Here is a 20,154-nt window from a genome sequence, read left to right as displayed (position 1 = left end):
TGAACAGCATGATGGAACTCTCTTGGCATGCAGAAATTTCGAATAATGCCGAGGTGTCTGGACAATCGGTTTTTGCCGAACTACTTGGGGACTCACCACGAAGGCAGTGCCTGAGGGAGCTGCAGTCGGCACTTGGTGATGCCAAAACCAACTCGATCGTATTCCTTGGGGAGCACGGCGATGATCGGGCGACCATGGTGAGCGCGGTCCAGCGAATGGTTGTCGGCCTGGCCGAGCCAATCCACGTCATCGGGACGCCGTATGCGCAGCACCTGACCTATGGGGCATTGGCTTTCCTGCTTGCCCAGCTGGGGTCCAACGAAGAAATAAGCCCGACCAGTGTCATGCGGGTGATTTCGAAGCACGCCACCATCCACGGCCAGCGTCCGGTGGTCGTGGTCCAATATCCTCAACTATTGGATGCTCCGTCCCGGGCGGTTCTCGCCCAGATGACCCACAACAGAAGCATTCTCCTGGTTGTCATGGCCGAACAGGCCGAGTTCCTGCCGCCTGAGTTCGCACCCGTCAGCAGTGGTCGTGGACACCGCGAAATCCGGCTCGGGGCGCTTCGCATTGACGAAGTCCATGCGGCCCTGCAGAAGGAATTCGACGCCATTCCCACGCCCATGGTCACGGCGGCCGTGTGGCACCAGAGCCAAGGAAATCCAGGTTGGTTGCATGCCTTGGGTCAAGACGCGATTGCCTGTGGAAAGCTTCTTCTCCATGAGGGATATTTGGTGCTGGGTCCAGGGCCTTGGCCCAGGGATGGGCAATTGGAGTCCATGGCACTTTCGCAAATTGCGATTCTGACCGTGTCGCAGAGGAACCTATTGGCGCGGATCGCAGTTGAGCAACCCATGCACATCCGTGGACTGGTGAACGACGAACTCATGGACCTGGACCACCTCATCGGCTGGGGTTTTGCCCAGCGGCATCGGGGACAGCGACAACTGGTGGTGCTCAGTTCCCCGCTCCTTGCGGGAGTTCTTCATCCGGAGCCGCGCATCGACAGCCATGAGTTGAACACGGAAGCAGTGCCTGTCGAAGGGAATTTCCACGACTTCATCGCCGGGGAGTCTCGCTTGGTGGATGAACTTTCCAGCAGCCCGGAAGGTTTCACCCGGAACCTTGGCCTGCTGCTGGGACAACTTCGGCAGTGTCTGATTTGCGGGGAGATGCAGCGGGCAAAAACATATCTCAAATGCATTGTCAACGAATTCCTGGACAATATCCCCCCCGCGATCTTCGAAATCCTCGCCATGGTCAACTGCATCTTGAATGTCGTTGGTGATAGGCCCGGGAACGACCGACAGGTATTGGAATCGGTGCTTGCACAAATTGAACGGGACGACGCGGGCTATGACCGTTGGCTTGTGAAATCGATGCTTTTCCACTTGCGCACCAAGGACGAGCCGGCTTCCAGCAATGCCCTCGACTTCCAGGAGCGTTGGAGTGGCGCTCGCTGGTGGTTCAGTGAGCTCTTGGCCTCCGCTGATGCCAGTGCCGCGCGGGCTTCCCTCATTGACTTGCCGCCGCGATCGCCCAAAAGGCGCGAAACAATGGACACCTTGGTCGCGCTGCATCATGGCGCAACGGTCGACTGGCCCGCCGCCGGCCACGTGCATGCCGAAGACCGGTCACCCCTGGAAAAAGCGCTAGAACTGCTGCTCACGGGAAGCAACGGGAACCGGGAGCAGCGCGTTCTTGATGCGCTGGACCTGCTGGTCGGCGACGACCTGTCAATTTTTGCCTTGCCCCGGTCCAACCAGATCCTTGCCGACATATCGGTCGCGGGGAAATTGGCCGTTGCCGGCTGGCTGAAGCAGCGCCGAAAGGGAAATGCGGTGCGTACGGGCACCGAAGACGTGGAACGCATGATGCAGGACAACCCCGTGCTGGAGGTCCTGACCAAGCGGGAAAAGTTTGTCGCGAGTGCCGCGGCCCAAGGTCTGAACAACCAGCAAATCGCGCGCGACGCTGGTGTTTCCATTCGCACCGTCGAAGGGCACCTCTATCAAATATATTCCAAGCTGGCATTGGGAGGACGGAGGGAACTGAGCACCCTCGTCGCGACATTGCGGGTCGAGGACCGAGTTGCCCCATGAGAATTCCTGGATTTGAATCCGACCAATCTCCTGCGCGCGATCTCCGTCAGGAACTGCGCGATTTGCTGGACCGAACGGAATCCACGGGCGTTGTCATTTCCGGGCCGATCGGAAGCAGAAAGAGGCAGCTGCTCCAGGAAGTATTGGGAGATGAACTCGCGGATGCGGTGCATTTGCTGTGTTCCCCCATACTGGGTGAAGGCGCCTTTGGCGCACTTTCGCCTTTGCTCATAGAATTCGATGCACCTCTGGGGGAGCTGGCGCTACTGCGCTACCTGACGCTGCGCCTCGAATCGACTGCGGGTTCCAAGCAATTGGTTGTCGTTGAAGAAGCCCAATTCCTCGACGCCGCGAGCGCCTTCGTGCTCTCGCAATTGGCCTTGGCCGGAACCATCAAACTCATTCTGTTGGCCGTGGGAGATGGTCACATTGAAACGGTGGTGGCAAGTACCCAGCTTGGCGCCAGGCTGGGTCACCTTTCACTGAGTGCACTTACACCCAGTGAAGTGGCCGAGCACGTGCAACGGGTCTTCGGAAAGCCACCCACCAGCACTTCGGCCAGGGCGATTGCCTCAATATGCGGTGGAAACCCGATGCTGATTGATGCGTTCCTTCGGGCAGGGATCGAACAGGGGCTCGTCGTGGAGTCGACCGACTGGTTGGTGCTGACCGGACCGCAGGTGAGCGATCGGGTTCATCTGAGTTCCGTGGTGTCGGAAATCCAAAAGCGACTTAACGCTGATGATGCCGAGGCACTGGAAATCCTGGCACTGGGGGGACCCGCCGAGGCGAAGACGCTTCAGCAATTTTCGGGCACCGACGTGGGGAGGCTCGTGGGCACAGGCCTTGTCCGCTATGTCGATGATTCAAGAATCGAAATATCTGCGCCGATTTACTCGCGCGCGTTGCGCGATCTTGTCCCGCCGGGGCGCAGCGCAGCCTTGTGGAAGCGCTTTTCGGCCCAGGTCTCCGAACTGGTCACCTCCCCGAAGACGTTGCTGTGGGCCTGCGAAAGCGGTGAGATCGTCTCCTACGAGAGATTCGTGGACGCCATCGACCTTGCCAACAGGAACATGGACTTCATCGAGGCCTGGGAACTCTGCCAGCTCACGGGGGTTTGGGAAGAGGACCCTTTCCTGGCCCTTCTCGCCGCGCGTTCCATGCTGGGCATGGGACAACACCAGCTACTGACGGAAACCATCAGGCACGCCCTGACACAGACAACGGACCTTGCCTTGATCAGCGAGCTCAAATCGGTGGAGGCAAGCTCACTGTGGCAAGAAGGCGATTCCACCAACGATATCGGCTCGCTGGTCGGTGATTGGGCGCAGCGCACCGAGACCATTGCCTCCGGTGGATCGAGGCAGGAAGCGGGGGCCCTCGAAAAGTCCCGGTTCGGGATCGAGGTCCTGAACCTCTGGCTGGAGTTCCGGGCACGGGAAGATCTTTCAGCCGTCCTGGACCATGCCCTGGACTGCGAACGACGGAGCATCGCCGGGAGCGTGGAATTCCTGAACTGCCGCGACGTGCGCTGCCGGGTGCTTTTGGGCCTGGGCCGGTTCGTTGAAGCGGCCGATGCCGCACTTGAGGCCCTGGACATGATTCGGGCAAACTCGGAAGCAGAGTCGATGGACGGCTACCAATTCATGACTACCGCCCTGCGGGCATTGATCGCCGTGGGGGATTACGATGCCGTGGGAATAATTGCGTCGTATCGGGAGGGCGCCCATCCGAGCCTGCAGATGCACTGGAGCGGCACCTTGCATCTTTGGGCAGGCTTCGCCGCCGTTCAGCAGGGACGCTGGCTACGCGCCGGACGGCTGCTGTCCGAAGCTCGCGCGGAGCTCGCCATCAACGACCCGGACCAGCTGTACGAATTGGCCGAAGCCCTGGAGGCTTTCGAATACGCGCAGCTTCACGAGGCCGAGGACCGGAAGACACCCGAATACCGGGAAACCTCACTGCGAAGTGGTTACCACGGGCTTGAAAACGTGGATGCGAAGCTCCTCGCCGAAGGCTATCTGGCCCTGGATTCGACCCCGGCCAACACGGACCGACTGAACCAACTCATTGCTCGTGCCAGGGAAGAACGGCATGAGCACACCGAGCACCAATTGCTGCTGATGCGCTGGCAAATGCAGCTTTCCGCCGACGGACCCAACGGGTGCGAACGGCTGCGGCAGTTGAGCGTCAAGGGCGTTTCGCAAAGAAGCAGTGCCCTTTCGGCGGCGCTCGAGCTCACGTCCTTGGCAGGGGCCGAAGAGGTCGACCGGTTGGCCGAGGAGCTCTACTCGGTGGGCGAAACGGGATTGGGTGCGGAACTGTTGGCATCATCCCTGCATGGGCTTGCCACAGAAGGCAATGAACGCCGGCGTGGGCTCGTTCTTCGTCGTTTGGCCATGTGGATCCAGGAACTGGGTGGGACGGCCTGGGGACCGCTGCGACCGGCGTTGCATGAGCGGAGCTTGACCAGACGCGAGGAAGAAATCATCTCGTTGGTGCGGGAAGGAAAGAGCAACAGGGAGATTGCTCGAAAACTGACGGTGTCCCAGCGGACCGTGGAAGGTCATTTGTATCGGGTTTTTGCCAAGCTCGGCATCAGCGGTCGGGAAGAACTGGGTGCAGCGGATGCCTAATTTTCCGTCCTCGCCTCGCTGCCGGCACCGCCGTGGCCAAGGCACGAATTTCACCGAGTAGCCGTGAGCCGGAATCCGCGTAGTGGCCAGCCGACAATCAGGTAGGGCGTACGCGTGAGCCGGCGACGGCTCCTGCCTAGTATTTGAGTTACCCCGAGGAATTCTGTTCCCGGCAGAGACCTTGTCAGGTGCCCCCGCCTGGAACATGGTTCCAGAGCCGGAACAGGGCAAGGGGGCAAGTGGTCCCCAAGAGAGGGGCACCACTTGATCATGAGGACTGGAGTCGGCGGTTGGCGATCCGCTTTCGAGCGTGATCGACCCCCCAGCAACCGCCGGCTCCTTCCGCAAAAACCACCCCGGTGCGTTCTGCCGGGGTTTTTCCTTGTCCGGGATCCACAGGTATGAACCTTCGGGATCGGTACGCACGTAAGACCCGAGTGTCTACTTGGCTCCTCCTGGAACCGATTCGAGTAGTCGTTTACGCGTGTACCCGGAACGAGCCAGAACTAAGCTCGACACAGATCGACATTGGGGAATTACTACAACCTGTAGGACAAAACTTGGGGACTTGGGGAACAATGTACAGCGCATTCTGTTCGCGTGTGCGTGCAATTTCCATGAGCCCGTTTCATGGCGAAGGACCACTCACATGACCAACATCAACGAGTCATTCGATGCGGCCTCGCGTTGGTGGCCGGTGCGCGCCAACGTGCGCGCCCGCACCGAGGCGATTACGGTCGAAGCACCCGCCAGGGCGTGGCGACGCAGATTCACGTGGCGACTAACCGCAACGGATGTAGCAACCATCGTGTTGGTATCCGCCATCGGTTCGATGGCCTTTCCCGGAGTCGCGAGCACCGGGATGCTGGAGATAGCCGTCGCGGCCATGTTCTGGATGCTTCTGCTTGCGCTCTACCGCACCCGATCATTGCAGCGCATCGGCGCAGGCGCCATGGAATACAAGCGTGTTGTCGATGCCACTGCAGTCTCCGCAGGCTGGACCGCCATGGCCATCATCCTCACCAATTCGCTGGAGAACCGCTGGATCCTTATGGCCGTCTACCCCGTCGGGCTGATGGCGCTGCTGCTGGAACGGTGGCTCTGGCGCCAATGGCTGACGCGGCAAAGCACCAAGTCCGGGCACTTCCTGTCCCACGTGGTGGTCGTCGGCCAGATACCGGATATCCGATATGTCACCGAACGGCTCGCCCAGCACTCCGGTGCGGCCTACAAGGTCGTAGGCGCGGTTTATGACGAAGAGGTGGTGCCCGGGCACGGTGCGGCCTACCTGCAACGCGCGGGCCTGGCCAACCTGGAAAACGTGGTGGCCAGCACGGGGGCCGATGCCGTCATCGTCGCCGGTTCGCTGCGTGCCGGCAACGAAGAGATCCGCAAGCTGGGATGGCGTTTGGAAGAATCACGCACCCAGATCATCCTGGTCTCGAGCCTGACGAATGTCGCAGGCCCCCGCATCAGGATGCGCCCGGTCGAGGGCCTGCCACTGATGCATGTGGACCTGCCCAACTTCGACGGCGGGCACCACGTGGTCAAACGCGCCATGGACATCGTCTTGTCGGGGACCGCGCTGATCCTGCTCGCCCCGGTCCTGGCCGTCCTGGCAATCACCGTCAGGAAAGACAGCGAAGGCCCGGCCTTCTTCTCCCAGTATCGGGTTGGCCGCAGCGGGGAACCGTTCAAGATGTACAAGTTCCGCTCGATGGTGGTTGATGCCGAGGACCAACTGGAAAGCCTCCAAGGCGAAAACGAGGGCCACGGCTACCTCTTCAAGCACAAGGCCGACCCGAGGATCACCGGCGCGGGCAGATGGATGCGCAAGTATTCTCTCGATGAATTGCCCCAGCTGTTCAACGTCCTCAAGGGCGACATGTCCTTGGTGGGCCCCCGTCCGCCGTTGGCGAGCGAAGTGGCCCAGTACGAGGGAGCCACCGAACGGCGCCTGTACATCAAGCCAGGCGTCACGGGATTATGGCAGACCCGCGGACGTTCGGACCTGCCAATGGATGAAAGCATCCGCCTCGATTTGTACTACGTGGAGAACTGGTCGGTGACCGGGGACCTCATGATCATGTGGCGGACCGTGAAGGTCATGATCAAACCGGAAGGTGCATACTAAATGTCGAACATGGGTCAGCCGTTGAACATCGCGGTCATTGGGGCCGGATACTGGGGACCGAATCTGGCCCGCAACCTTTCCGCCTCGCCGTTGTGGAACCTGGTGGCGATCTGCGACCTGGACACCGAACGTGCCACGGCACTGTCCGCCAAGGTGGGCCACCCCGCGGTGGTTCCGGATGTCACCGAACTGCTCGAGGAACATGCACTCGACGCCGTAGCCATCGCCACTCCCGCCCGCACCCACTCGGCCATTGCCATGGCCGCACTGATGGCCGGAAAGCATGTACTGGTGGAAAAGCCCTTGGCCGATCGCGGGACCGCCGGCCAGGAAATGGTCGACACCGCACACGACCGCGGGCTCGTGCTGATGGCCGACCACACGTATTGCTACACCCCCGCGGTGATGAAGATGCGTCAGCTCATTGCCGACGGGGACCTGGGGGAGATCCTCTACATCGATTCGGTCCGCATCAACCTGGGGCTGATCCAGCCCGACGTCGACGTGTTCTGGGACCTGGCGCCGCATGACCTGTCCATCCTGGACTTCATCCTTCCCGAGGGGCTTAGTCCCTTGACGGTGACGGCGCAGTCGGCCGACCCGCTCGGGGCCGGGAAGGCCTGCGTGGGGTACCTGTCCCTGCCGCTGCCCGGCGGCGGACTGGCACACATCCACGTGAACTGGCTCAGCCCGACCAAGATCCGGCGGATGGTCGTCGGCGGGTCCAAGCGGACCTTGGTGTGGGACGACCTGAATCCGCAACAGCGCCTGAGCATCTACGACCGCGGCGTTGACCTGCAGGCCCAGGAACTGACCAACGAGGACAGCGCCCACCGGCGCAACGCCTCCATCTCCTATCGCCTGGGCGACACCTGGTCCCCGGCGCTTGAGGAATTCGAGCCATTGGGGGCGATGGTGAAGCAGTTCCACTCCAGCATCAGCCAAGGCCTGGCATCGCCGACCGACGGCCGGGCGGCGATGCGGGTCCTTTCGGTCCTGGAAGCCACTAGCCGCAGCCTTGCAAAGGGCGGGCGCCGAGCTCGGGTGCAAGGAGAAGCGATGCGCCTTGAAGAGGCCAAATAACACAAGGACAGAACAAGAAAAACTGGGGGCATCATGAACGAGGACATCACCGGCGGCCGGGCAATTGACACGGCCGTCCTGGCAGGCGGGAAATACCTGGTCACCGGGGGCGCGGGAACCATCGGCTCGGAAATCGTCGACCAGCTGCTGGCCGCCGGGGCCGGGCACGTGGATGTGCTGGACAACCTGGTCCGCGGCCGACGCAGCAACCTGGCCGGGGCACTGGCCACGGGACGTTGCACCCTCGTGGAGGGGGACCTGGCCGACACGAAGCTGGTGGGCGACCTGGTGGAGGGCAAGAACGTCGTCTTGCACCAAGCAGCCATCCGCATCACGCAATGCGCCGAAGAGCCGCGCCTGGCCCTGGAGGTGCTTGTCGATGGGACATTCAACGTCCTGGAGGCAGCGGCGCGGGCCAGGGTGCCCAAGCTCGTCGTGGCTTCCAGCGCCTCGGTCTATGGCCAGGCCGAGAACTTCCCCACCACCGAGCGCCACCACCCCTACAACAACGACACCTTCTACGGGGCCGCAAAGACCTTCAACGAAGGGATGCTGCGCGCCTTCCGGGCCATGTACGGCACCAACTACGTCGCCCTGCGCTACTTCAACGTCTACGGGCCGCGCATGGACGTGCACGGCGCCTACACCGAGGTGCTGGTTCGCTGGATGGAACGCATCGCCGACGGGCTGCCGCCGCTGATCTTCGGCACCGGGGACCAAACCATGGACTTCGTGTTCACCCGGGACATTGCCCGCGCCAACCTCCTGGCTGCCGCCAGCGGCATCAACGAGGGCACCTACAACATCGCCAGCGGCACCGAGACCAGCCTGCTGGGGCTCGCAGAGGCGCTGCTGAAGGTCATGGGGTCTGACCTGGAAGTGGAGCACGGGCCCGAACGCGCCGTCAACGGGGTTGCCCGCCGTTTGGCCGACACCTCGGCGGCGCAACGCGATCTCGGGTTCACCGCCAAGGTGGGGCTCGAGGAAGGCCTGCGCAGGCTCGTTACCTGGTGGGAACCGCTGCGCGAGGAAGTCGCTGCTGGCCGCCTGGCCGGATCCAAGACGGGGGCGGGGCTGAAATGAACACCGTCCCGTCGGTCGCCGCGCCGGCAACCCTTGAACGCATCAATGTCATGAAGCCATGGCTGGGCGAGGAGGAAGCCCAGGCCATCGCGGAGGTCGTGGCCTCGGGTTGGGTGGCCCAGGGCCCGAGGACCGCAGCCTTCGAAGCGGCGTTTGCCAAGCACCAGATGGCGGCACATGCGGTAGCCACCTCAAGTTGCACCACCGCGCTGCACCTGGCCTTGCTCGTGGCCGGGGTGAAGGCCGGTGACGACGTCCTGGTTCCATCCTTCTCCTTCATCGCCACGGCCAACGCGCCGACCTATGTCGGTGCGCACCCCGTCTTCGTCGACGTGGAGCCCGGCACCGGAAACGTCACCGTTGAAACCCTCGAGCGGGGGCTGACCGTGGCGACGACCGCCGTCATCGTCGTCGACCAGGGCGGGATTCCTGTCGATTTGTCGCCCATCCGCCACTGGTGCGACAGCCACGGGTTGAAACTCATCGAAGACGCCGCCTGCGCCGCGGGATCCACCTACCGCGGTGAACCGGTGGGTCGCGGGGCGGATGTCAGCGCCTGGTCCTTCCACCCCCGGAAGCTGCTGACCACCGGCGAGGGCGGGATGCTCACCACCAACAACGAGGCGTGGGCCGCCCGCGCCCGGACCCTGCGTGAACATGCCATGGGAGTCTCAGCCGCCGAACGCCACTCTGCACTCGTCGCCCCGGCCGAAAGCTATGCGGAGATCGGATACAACTACCGCATGACCGACCTGCAGGCGGCCATGGGCCTGGTGCAGCTGGGCAAGCTGGATGCGATGGTGGCCCGCCGCCGCGAACTGGTGCAACGGTACCGGGACGCGCTGGAGGTGATCGCCGGGTTGGAACTGGTGCGGGACCCGGAACACGGAACTTCCAACTTCCAGTCCTGCTGGCTCGAGGTGCTGCCCGAATACCCGCTGGATCGCGAGGGACTGCTCGAACACCTGGGCAGGCTCGGGATTTCCGCCCGACGCGGCATCATGGCCGCGCACCAGCAACCCGCCTACGCCCACGTGGCCAGCGGCGGACTGCCGGTGACGGACCGGCTGACCCGAAACACGCTGATCCTGCCCCTGTACCACCAACTCTCCGACACCGACCAGCAACGCGTCATCGACGCGCTGGCAAACCCCAAGGAGTAGGCCATGTCTCGGATCTTGCTGCTGGCCGCCGGGGGACTGGCGCGGGAGACCGCTTCATCCATCACAGACACGGGCGACCACGAGGTGGTCGGCATGCTCGATGACTTCACTGCACTGCACGGCCACCTGGTGGCCGGGGTCCGGGTGCTGGGCGGCATCGCCCTGGCCGCGGAACGCAGCGAACTGCTGCTGGTGTGTGCCGGCAATGGCCAGGTTCGCCGCGGCATCGTGCACCGGCTGCGGACACTGGGAGTCGGGCCGGAACGATACGCCGGCCACGTGAGCCGCAGCGCCAGCGTGGGCGTCGGGTGCTCGCTGGGCCCCGGCAGTATCGTCCTGCCCGGATGCGTATTGACCTGCGATGTCACCGTCGGGGCGCATGTGGTGCTGATGCCCCGGGTGGTACTGACCCACGACAACCACCTGGGAGACTATGCAACCCTGGCCGCAGGCGTCGTCCTGGGCGGGGGAACCTGCATCGGGGCCGCCGCCTACCTGGGGATGAACGCCAGTGTGCGGCAGGACCTGGAGGTCGGTGATGGTGCGGTCCTGGGCATGGGCGCCGTGCTGCTCCAGGACCAGCCGGCCAACTGCACCTGGGCCGGGAATCCGGCGCACCGGCTGGGCCCGGCACCATTCAACACGTCAAGCATGCAGCGCCATGCGCTGGCCGAGACCGCGGGGGAGCGATAGTCATGAAGATCCTGGTTTGCCCACACCACATGGGCATGGGAGGTTCCCAGCTCAATGCCATCGAACTGGCCGGAAAGGTCAGGGAGCTTGGCCATGAGGTGGTCATCTATGCCCCTGACGGGGTGCTGGTGTCCATGGTCCGGGACCTGGGGATCCCCTATGCCGAGGCACCCGGGACCGGGAACGCCAAGCAATGGCGCCTCGAACTGAACCGGCTGATCGACGAACACCGCATCGACGTGGTCCACGCCTACGAATGGGGACCCAGCCTCGCGGCAAGCTTCTCGGCGGGAATCCGCAACAGCACCCCCGTGGTGGCCTCGGTCATGTCCATGCATGTGCCCGAATTCCTGCCCCGGCACCTGCCCATCATCGTGGGGACCCCGGCAATGGCCAGCGAATTGGCCTGGCAGCAGCGCACCGCGTTCCTGCTGGAACCACCCGTGGACGTGCAAGCCAACACCACCGTCGACGCGGCCGGGGCCCGGCGGCAGCTTGGCATCGCGGACGGGGAACTGGTCGTCTCGGTCGTCTCCATGCTGAGCACCGAGCTGGAAAAACTCCAGGGCATCCTCAGCGCCATCGCGTTGGTCGACCGCCTGGCGGAAGAACACCCGGTGCGCCTGCTGATCGCCGGAGACGGGGACGGCATGGAACAGGTGCGGGAACGTGCCTGGGAGATCAACAAGGCGCACGGGCGCATCGTCGTTGATGCGCTTGGCTACCTGGAGGATCCGCGCCCCGCCTACGCCGCCGCCGACATCGTCCTGGGCATGGGCACCTCGGCCATCAAGGGCATGGCCCACGCAAAGGCACTGATCGTGCAGGGGGAAGCCGGCTACTGGAAGACCCTCACCGAGGAAAACGCCGAGCATTTCCTGTCCGAGGGATGGTTCGGGTACGGGGGTCGCGGGGTCGCGGACCTCGAAGCCGCACTGCTGGCCCTGTTTGCCGATCCCGATCTGCGCGTTCGGCTGGGTGCCTTCGGCCGCACCTTGGTCGAGTCCCGTTACAGCCTGGATCGCAGCGCCAACGAACTGGCCAAGATCTATTTCGACCTGCTGGCCCATCGCGGCAGCACCTCGGCGGGCACGCGTGCCCGCTCCCTGCTGCGCTCGGCCTTCGAGGTGTCCCGGTTCCGCACGGCGATGAAATCCGGGGCACCGACCGAACGCGAAAAATGGAGCCACAGCGGGGTGGACCTATGAACACCGAACCAGCCACGCGCAGCATCCCACTGGTGGACCTGCGGGCGCAGCAAGCGGAAATCAACGACGAAGTCACCCAGGGGCTTGCCGAGGTCTTTGGCAACACCTCGTTCATCGGCGGACACCAGGTGGCGGACTTCGAACGCGCCTACGCGGACTTCCTCGGGGCACGACACTGCCTCGGGGCCAGTAACGGCACCGATGCCCTGGAGCTCGCGTTGCGGGCCGCCGGCATCGAGGCAGGGGACGAGGTCATCCTGCCGGCCAACACGTTCATTGCCACAGCCGAGGCCGTCTGCCGCATCGGTGCCGTTCCGGTGCTCGTCGATGTCGACCCCGAGTACCTGCTCATCGACCCGGCCGCCGTCGCGGACGCCGTCACCGAGCGGACCCGGGCCATCATGCCGGTCCACCTCTACGGCCAGAGCGCCTTCATCGAAACGCTTGAGCCCGTCGCCGCAGCCCACGACCTGGCCATCATCGAAGATGCCGCCCAGGCACAGGGCGCGAGACGGCATGGGCGGGCAGCCGGAACCATCGGCCTTGCCGCGGGGACCAGCTTCTACCCGGGCAAGAACCTCGGGGCGGCCGGCGACGCAGGGGCCGTGATCACCAATGACCCGGCGCTCGCCGAACGCGCACGGATCCTCGGGGCGCACGGAAGCGCGGCCAAGTACGAGCACGATGTCGTGGGCTTCAACGCCCGCATGGACACCGTCCAGGCCGTGGTGCTCAACGCCAAGCTCACAAGGCTTGCAGGCTGGAATGCGCAGCGCAGGCTTGCCGCCGAACGGTATGCCGAACTGCTGCACAAGCTTCCGGGAGTCGTGGTTCCGCGCAGCGCCCCGGGCAACGAGGATGTCTGGCACCTGTATGTCATCCGGGTTCCCGAGCGCGACCGGGTGCTGAAGACGCTGAACGAGGCGGGCATCGGGGCGGGGATCCACTATCCCTACCCGCTGCACCTGACCAAGGCATTCGCGTCGCTTGGCCGGCCGGCGGGCAGCTTCCCCGTCTCTGAGCTCGCGGCAACCCGCATCCTGTCGCTGCCGCTGTACCCGCACATCACGGCCGAGATCCAGGAACACGTCGTCAACGAGCTGGCCAAGGCACTGGGCTGAGATGACCGCCACCAACCAGCGCAAGCTCCAAGACTCGGTGCCAGGGGCCTCGAGCGCCTTCGGGTGGAGCCTGGTGAACACCATCGCCTCGAGGTTCGGCACGCTGGGCATCGGGATCGTGTTGGCTCGTGTTCTGGGGCCCGAGCAATTCGGCACGTTCGCCGTGGCCCTGGTTGCGCTCATGGCGGTGCTGAGCTTCAACGAGCTCGGTGTGAGCCTGGCGATCGTGCGCTGGCCCACCGACCCGGCGCAGATCGCACCGACGGTGAACACGATCTCAGTGGTTTCCAGCAGCATCATTGCTGCGCTCGGATGGATCGGTGCTCCGGCCTTCACCGCCCTCATGGGAAACCCCGAGGCCACCGGCGTGGTCAGGATCTTGATCCTCAGCGTCTTGGTCAATGGGGCGGTTGCCGGCCCCGCGGCGCTGCTGCAGCGCAACTTCCGCGAACGCACGCGCATGGGGATCGACCAGGTCAACGTGTGGGTCGGGGCATTGGTGGCCCTGGGCCTGGCCCTGACGGGGATGGGTGCCATGGCACTGGCCATCGGCAGGTTGCTGGGCGCCCTCCTGTCCGGGGCCATGTTCATCAAGGCCTCCCCGCTGCCCTACCGCCTGGGCTGGTCCAGGGAATTCGCCATGCCCCTGATGCGCTTCGGCCTGCCGCTGGCGGGAACCAGCATCATTGTCTTCGCCGTCGGATACACCGACCAGCTGGTGGCAGGATCCATCTTGGGCGCGACGGTCCTGGGCTTCTACGTCTTGGCGTTCAACCTGTCGAGCTGGCCGGTCAGCATCGTGTCGCAACCATTGCGCCGGGTTGCCCCTGCGGCATTCGCCTCGGTGCAGGGTGACCCGGCCCGCATGAGGCAGTCGGTGATTGTGCTTTTCGGCGTGGTGGGAGCGGCGACCATCCCGGCGTTCTTCGCCATCGCAGGTGCCTCGCGCCCGTTGGTCAGGCTCGTCTACGGAGAGGTCTGGCTGCCCGCGGCCGCGGCCCTCTCCTGGCTGGTGATTGCTGCCCTGTGCAAGATCTTCAATGAGCTGATCTATGACTACATCGTGGTGCTGGGTCGCACCGGCGTGGTCTTCCTGATCCAGTGCTGCAGCCTGGCGGTCCTGATACCGGCATTGCTCCTGGGCGCGCATTTCGGCGGGCTGGCGGGCGTGGCGATGGCCCAGGCCGTGGTCAGCGTCGTGGTGGTCCTGCCGCTTTATCTGTGGCAACTGCGCAAGATCGGCATCGGTGTTGGAACCGTCTTGCGCAGCCTTTCCGTCCCGTTCCTGGCGGGTATCGGATCAGGGGCCTTTGCCTGGATGATTTCCAACGTGATCCTGAACCCCTGGATATCCCTGCCGCTCAGCGGATCCATGGCGATCGGCCTGATTTCCGTGCTGTTGTATTTGCGACGGAACGACTTGAGGTTCTTGAAATCCATCGGTGGGCTGTCCACGAGCCAGGAGAAGGCATCATGAAGATCCTGGTATATCCACACGACATGAATATGGGTGGAAGCCAGCTCAATGCCATCGAACTCGCCGCCCAAGTCAAGAAGTTGGGGCACGAGGTGATCGTCTTCGGACACGACGGTGTACTCAGGGAACGGGTGGCCGAGCTGGGGCTGGAATTCGTTGAGGCCCCGCGGGCCAGGATCCGTCCAACCCCCTCGATCGTCGGTGCTTTGCGCCGGCTGGTTGCGGAACGCGGGATCGACATCGTCCATGGCTACGAGTGGCCCCCGGCACTGGAAACGACGTTGGCCCTGGGATACAAGCACCGGGCAAAGGCAGTTTCCACGGTCCTTTCGATGTCGGTGGCACCCTTCATCCCGAGACACGTCCCGCTGATGGTGGGAACCGAACAAATAGCCGCCGTCGAACGAGACTCCAAGCGGTCGCTTGTCGGTCTCATGGAACCGCCGGTTGACACAATACTGAACACACCGGAAATCGATGTCGGAACCGATGCCTTCGCAGCCACGTGGAAGCTTGACCCGCGCGTGCCCGTCATCTCGATCGTGTCCCGGCTGGCCCACGAAATGAAGCTGGAGGGAATCCTGGCTGCCATCGCTGTCGTGGAACGCTGCAACGAGGCACGCCCGCTGCAGCTGCTGATCGTCGGCGATGGACCTGCCGGTGATGAGGTGCGCGAGGCTGTCCACCGGGCCAACAAACGAATGGGCAAGGACATGATCGTGCTCACCGGACAGCTCGAGGACCCCCGCCCCGCCTACCAAGTGGCCGACGTGGTCCTGGGCATGGGAGGGTCAGCACTTCGGGCCATGGCGTTCCGAAAGCCGTTGATCGTGCAGGGGGAAAAGGGCTACTGGGAGACGTTGCGAGTGGAAACACTGCCCGAATTCCTATGGCAAGGCTGGTATGGCGTCGGTACTGGTGCCGCCGGTGGTGAACAGAGACTGTTCGACAGGCTGTCCACGTTGCTGGAGGACGACGAGGTGCGCGCGGAGTGCGCGAACTTTTCGCTCGCCACCGTCCGTGAGCGATTTTCGCTTGAGGCCGGGGCGGAACGGCAGGTCCGTTTCTACCGTGCCGCGTTGGAAAGACAAATACGCCTCGGAGACTATTGGGAGTCAATGATTCGGGCCACGATGGGGTTTGCCAGGTACAACCTTCAACGCTCCGCAGCAAGGTTCGGTGGAAAAGTCAGCCGCGATGACTTCAATGCAACCCCGGTAACCGCAGGGCCCGCCGGTGCCAGGACAGAGGTGAGGGCGTGAACGCGGAAAACCCGGCAATGGTTGTCGTCATTGCCGGAAGCCGTTGGGAGGACACTCGCGGCACCGATCATCGGCTGGCGGAAGCGCTGGCCAAGCGAACGCGCGTGCTGTGGGTGGATCCGCCGGTACCGTTCGCCGGACCTGCCTCGGAAGGAAAGCCGGCTCTGTTTCCCGGATTCGAGATCGACGGGCTGCGACCCGATTTGCTGCGCCTGCGGGTTGTTGTTCCACCCGGGTTCACCCGCGTGGTCATTCGGTCTGTTGCCACGTCGCTTCAGGCACGCGCAATCCGCCTTGCCCTGACAGAACTCAATATTGAATCCGTCGCGAAAATCGTCTTGTCTCCACGCGAAAGGTTCCCGCGGACCGTACCGGGAATCAACATCTTGCACGTCACCGATGATTGGGAAGCGGGGGCGGAGCTGATGGGGTTGTCGAAAAATGCCGTCAGGAAAACCCTGGACGCCAATGTGCACGACGCGGATGTGATCAGTGCGGTATCGCCCTATCTGGCCGAGCTCCTTGAACGACAAAGCGCCAAGAAGGTCGTGGTCCTTCCCAATGGGTGTGCCGCGCAGGGTATGCGTTCCGAGGAGAGGGCTTCCGCGCGCCGCCCGGTAGCCGGCTTGGTGGGACAGCTCAATGAGCGGCTCGACATGGACTACCTTGAAGCGCTCGCCGACAGCGGCGTCCGAGTGGAAGTCATTGGGCCTCGCCGTGACCGAAGCCCCGATACCAGTGGGCGGCTTGACAGGTTCCTGGAATCCAAGAATGTCGTGTGGCGCGGCGAAATGCCCGAGGCTTTGCTGTGCCAGGAGATTGAGGAATTCTCCGTAGGGATCACTCCGTATGCGGATAACGATTTCAATCGATCCAGTTTCCCGATCAAGACCTTGGATTACCTTGCCGCCGGTTTGCCGGTGATCGCCACGGACCTTCCCGCCGTCCGCTGGCTGGGCAGCCATTTGATCAAGGTCGTCCGGTCGCCCGAAGAGTTTGTTCGAAGTGTCAGAAATGCCATCGACACCGAATACAGGTTCTCGGATGCGCAGGAACGCCGGGATTTCGCCAACCAACATACCTGGGACGCTCGGGCACGGGAACTGCTGGCGCTCATCGCGGGCGGAAGCACATGAGATCCGTTCGGAATCCATACGCAACTGCAACCCGTGGACATGCGCTTCGTGGCGCGGTTCTTGGCGTCTTGCTTGGCCTGGTGTTGACTGCCTGCACCTTTTCGGTTCGCGATTACCCCACCGAGGCCAAGGCCCCGGAGTTTGGTGCCTTGGGTCTGCCGTTGGTCGCCTGGGAAGGGGGGCCCGCATATTGGAACCAATTTCCCAAGGCCAAGGCGGGCGGATGGACCGATCCAAGTTTCTTTCCGATCGTGGCTTGGTACAACGGGGTTTCAGATGAAAAGGAAGTCCAATTCGACAAATCGCTGGGAATCAACACCTACATCGGGATGCCTGACACGTTGGACGCATCCCTGCTGGATGAGGCGGGTGTTTTCTGGATCGGGCGCGCCCTCAACGAAACCTTTACCGCGGAGACCAAGAGCTGGGTGGGTTACATTCTGGACGACGAGGTCGACGGTCGGTTTGAACCGAAAGAAGGCCGCGCCCATCTCCAAGAGATCAAGGATCAGGTGCCCGATGGGCTTTTTACCTATGCCAATTTCACCTACATGGTCCTTGAAAACGACTTGCCGAGGGACGCCTCGGAGAAATACATCAACGATTACACCGACGCGGTTTCCGTCGACAAATACTGGTACTCGATCCCTCATTGTTCAAACGAGCCCTATCGGGATGTGTCTTTGGTTCCGGTTGACGCGGCGTCCTGTCGAAGTTCATCCAGCTACGGCAAGACCATGGATGCATTGCGCATGCGCGATGCTGTCGACGGGAAGCTTCAGCCGCTGTGGCAGTTCATTGAGAATATGGGGGGAACCGACAATGAAGCCGCATTCACAAACTACATCCAGCCCGATCAATTGCGCGGGGCCGTCATGAATTCCATCATTCATGAGGCCCGCGGGATCCTCTATTTCAACCAGAGCTTTGCCGGGCCCTGCAAGGGCAGTAATGTCTTTCGGCTTGATCAGGTTCTGCCCAATTTCTGTGGGGCCGCCCAGGTGGATGCCGCCAAGCAGGTGAACAACGAGATTCATCGATTGGCACCAGTGATCAACACGCAAAGCCTGGAATTCGGGTTTGGAAAGGATCTCGACACGATGCTGAAAGTCAGCAACGGTGATGCTTACATTTTTTCCATGCTCAGCCCCGGCAGCCAGCCCGGCAAGAGACAATTCACATTGCCCGAGGGGGTTTCGGATCGAAACGTCGAAGTCCTCTTCGAATCCAGGAATCTGGAGGTGGACTCAGACGGACGGTTCACCGACACGTTCAAAGGGGAATCCGCCTATCACATCTACAAGGTGAAACTATGAACAACAAGATTGATCACGTGATCCTCACACGATTCAACCTCCCCACAGCCGGGGTGGAAAGTCTCATCCGGGCCAAGGAAGGCTGGCTTCGGGACCGACAGATCCTTTTCGAGAAATACTGCCTTCCGAGCGTGAAATTGCAAACGAACCAGAACTTTTCATGGATTATCTACTTTGATACGCAGTCACCGGACTGGCTCAAGAAGCGAGTCTCAGAGTTGAGTGCATCCGGCACTTTCATCCCCATCTACCGGGACGAGGTCTCGCCCGAAGACCTGATATCGGATGTCCGAAGCACACGAAGTCCCGACACAAATATCTTGTTGACCACCAACCTCGACAACGATGATGGCCTGTCTATGGACTTCATCGAACGGTTGCAGGCCTCCATCGTGGATGAAACGAGAACCGCCGTCTATATACCGGTGGGGTTGATTCAACATGATGCGAATCTGTATCTGAGGAACGACGCGGACAATGCGTTTTGCTCCGTCAGCGAGGGATGGAGCGACCCCAAGACGTGCTGGGTTGACTGGCACAACTTGCTTCACGAACACATGCAGGTCAAGGAGCTTGCCGGCGGGCCTGGATGGTTGCAGGTAATTCATTCGGGGAACGTCAGCAACAGGGTCCGTGGACGACTTGTATCAGCAGGGAGTTACCGCAGTAGCTTCGCCGGAGGGCTTGCCGAAATAGCCGAACCCAAACCACTGGAGATGCTCAAGGAGAACCTTGTGGGGATACCCATGCGATACCTTCGGGAATGGGGACGTGGCTTGGCAAAGAAGATAGCGCTGCTCATTGGCGGCAAGGAAGCCTTGGACAAGATCAAGACCTCCTTGCCAATGAGGGCACTAATTCGAAAATGATGAGTCTGGAGCTAGTGCAATGACCAAACGGGCAAGTTAGGGTGGATTATAGTGATGGCACAGTGCTTGGGGGCTAACTGATGTTTGTGCGAGACCTAATTTTGAGCAGCTTAAAACGCTGGTATTTTCTGTTGGTTGGCTTGATCGTGACCGGTGTGGCCACTTTTTTGGTCTTCGGAATGATCTCACCAACATATGAGGCAAATGCCAGCATGGTGTTGATCCCTCCCAAGGTGGCAGTGACTGTCGGAGAGAACCCATACCTCTACCTTGGTGGTTTGGACCAGGCGTTGGGTGTCTTGCAAGTCAAAGTAGCGTCCCCGTCCGAATCTGCGTCCTTGACGGACAAGTTTCCGGGGGCCGAGCTATCGATTGCCAAGGATGCCACGACGTCCGGGCCGATCATTGCAATCAAGGTCTCCGCCGACGACGCCGATGACACCATGGAACTTCTTGCCGAGTCTATTTCCTTGGTGCCCAAGACGCTGGCGACCCTGCAGAAAGAACTTCAGGTCCCGAAACCATCATTGATTACCGTCATGGAGCTTTCATCCGACCACGAGCCAACCAAGGTTGCCAAGAAACAGTTACAGATGACGATGATTGTCGCAGCGGGCGGGGCAAGCCTGTCATTGCTGGGAACAGGCTTTCTCGACCGCTTGATCAACCGGCGCAAGGCCAAAAAGGAAGCAAAGTCCGCTGAAGCAGAAACGTTTACGCGTCTGTCACCCGTCGGGGACGAGAATATCGGCAAGATCGAGATCAAGAACGTGGATGGCAAGAGGAAAGGATCTTTGAGGCCGCCCCATGGGCTGAATGACAGAGGCGAATCCGACCCGCCAGCAGCAGACGTAGGAACTTGACGTCC

At 62.1% G+C, this 20,154-nt stretch carries 15 protein-coding genes; all 15 read left to right on the top strand.

Annotated features, from left to right (window positions below; translation table 11 throughout):
* Nucleotides 1–8 precede the first annotated feature (8 nt).
* The 15 genes from JOF46_RS19250 (at nt 9) to JOF46_RS19180 (ending at nt 20,149) form a co-directional block, all read left to right on the top strand.
* Nucleotides 9–2,105: a helix-turn-helix transcriptional regulator gene (locus JOF46_RS19250; RefSeq protein WP_209910232.1), complete on the top strand. Its 2,097-nt coding sequence runs from the start codon at nt 9–11 to the stop codon at nt 2,103–2,105.
* Nucleotides 2,102–4,741: a helix-turn-helix transcriptional regulator gene (locus JOF46_RS19245; RefSeq protein ID WP_209910229.1), complete on the top strand. Its 2,640-nt coding sequence runs from the start codon at nt 2,102–2,104 to the stop codon at nt 4,739–4,741. The genes JOF46_RS19250 and JOF46_RS19245 overlap by 4 nt, the downstream gene beginning before the upstream one ends.
* A gap of 649 nt (nt 4,742–5,390) precedes the next feature.
* A complete protein-coding gene (locus JOF46_RS19240) occupies nt 5,391–6,875 on the top strand; it encodes a sugar transferase (RefSeq protein ID WP_209910226.1) in 1,485 nt (494 codons plus the stop codon).
* Between the two features lie 9 nt (nt 6,876–6,884).
* Nucleotides 6,885–7,958: a Gfo/Idh/MocA family protein gene (locus tag JOF46_RS19235; protein WP_209912068.1), complete on the top strand. Its 1,074-nt coding sequence runs from the start codon at nt 6,885–6,887 to the stop codon at nt 7,956–7,958.
* Between the two features lie 33 nt (nt 7,959–7,991).
* The gene (locus tag JOF46_RS19230) at nt 7,992–9,041 is read left to right on the top strand and encodes an NAD-dependent epimerase/dehydratase family protein (RefSeq protein WP_209910224.1); all 1,050 of its coding nucleotides are present in this window, start codon (nt 7,992–7,994) and stop codon (nt 9,039–9,041) included.
* The gene (locus JOF46_RS19225; protein ID WP_245348196.1) at nt 9,038–10,204 is read left to right on the top strand and encodes a DegT/DnrJ/EryC1/StrS family aminotransferase; all 1,167 of its coding nucleotides are present in this window, start codon (nt 9,038–9,040) and stop codon (nt 10,202–10,204) included. Before JOF46_RS19230 ends, JOF46_RS19225 begins: the two co-directional genes overlap by 4 nt.
* Nucleotides 10,205–10,207: 3 nt before the next feature.
* Nucleotides 10,208–10,897: a NeuD/PglB/VioB family sugar acetyltransferase gene (locus tag JOF46_RS19220; protein WP_209910221.1), complete on the top strand. Its 690-nt coding sequence runs from the start codon at nt 10,208–10,210 to the stop codon at nt 10,895–10,897.
* 2 nt (nt 10,898–10,899) lie between these two features.
* Nucleotides 10,900–12,105: a glycosyltransferase gene (locus JOF46_RS19215; protein WP_209910218.1), complete on the top strand. Its 1,206-nt coding sequence runs from the start codon at nt 10,900–10,902 to the stop codon at nt 12,103–12,105.
* Entirely contained in the window at nt 12,102–13,226 is a 1,125-nt protein-coding gene (locus tag JOF46_RS19210) for a DegT/DnrJ/EryC1/StrS family aminotransferase (protein ID WP_209910215.1), read from the top strand. The genes JOF46_RS19215 and JOF46_RS19210 overlap by 4 nt, the downstream gene beginning before the upstream one ends.
* Before the next feature lies 1 nt (nt 13,227).
* Complete coding sequence (locus JOF46_RS19205) at nt 13,228–14,703, top strand: oligosaccharide flippase family protein (protein ID WP_245348195.1); 1,476 nt, start codon at nt 13,228–13,230, stop codon at nt 14,701–14,703.
* On the top strand, nt 14,700–15,965 hold the full coding sequence (locus tag JOF46_RS19200; protein ID WP_209910212.1) for a glycosyltransferase: 1,266 nt from the start codon (nt 14,700–14,702) through the stop codon (nt 15,963–15,965). The genes JOF46_RS19205 and JOF46_RS19200 overlap by 4 nt, the downstream gene beginning before the upstream one ends.
* On the top strand, nt 15,962–17,101 hold the full coding sequence (locus JOF46_RS22785; RefSeq protein ID WP_209910209.1) for a glycosyltransferase family protein: 1,140 nt from the start codon (nt 15,962–15,964) through the stop codon (nt 17,099–17,101). Before JOF46_RS19200 ends, JOF46_RS22785 begins: the two co-directional genes overlap by 4 nt.
* A 68-nt stretch (nt 17,102–17,169) precedes the next feature.
* Entirely contained in the window at nt 17,170–18,417 is a 1,248-nt protein-coding gene (locus tag JOF46_RS19190) for a hypothetical protein (protein WP_209910206.1), read from the top strand.
* Entirely contained in the window at nt 18,414–19,286 is an 873-nt protein-coding gene (locus JOF46_RS19185) for a glycosyltransferase (RefSeq protein ID WP_209910203.1), read from the top strand. Before JOF46_RS19190 ends, JOF46_RS19185 begins: the two co-directional genes overlap by 4 nt.
* Before the next feature lie 101 nt (nt 19,287–19,387).
* Complete coding sequence (locus JOF46_RS19180) at nt 19,388–20,149, top strand: hypothetical protein (RefSeq protein ID WP_209910201.1); 762 nt, start codon at nt 19,388–19,390, stop codon at nt 20,147–20,149.
* The last annotated feature ends 5 nt before the right edge of the window (nt 20,150–20,154 follow it).

The organism is Paeniglutamicibacter psychrophenolicus (assembly GCF_017876575.1).
Classification (GTDB): domain Bacteria; phylum Actinomycetota; class Actinomycetes; order Actinomycetales; family Micrococcaceae; genus Paeniglutamicibacter; species Paeniglutamicibacter psychrophenolicus.
The sequence above is the reverse complement of the archived record's forward strand: the minus strand, read 5'-3'. Positions and strand labels throughout refer to the sequence as shown.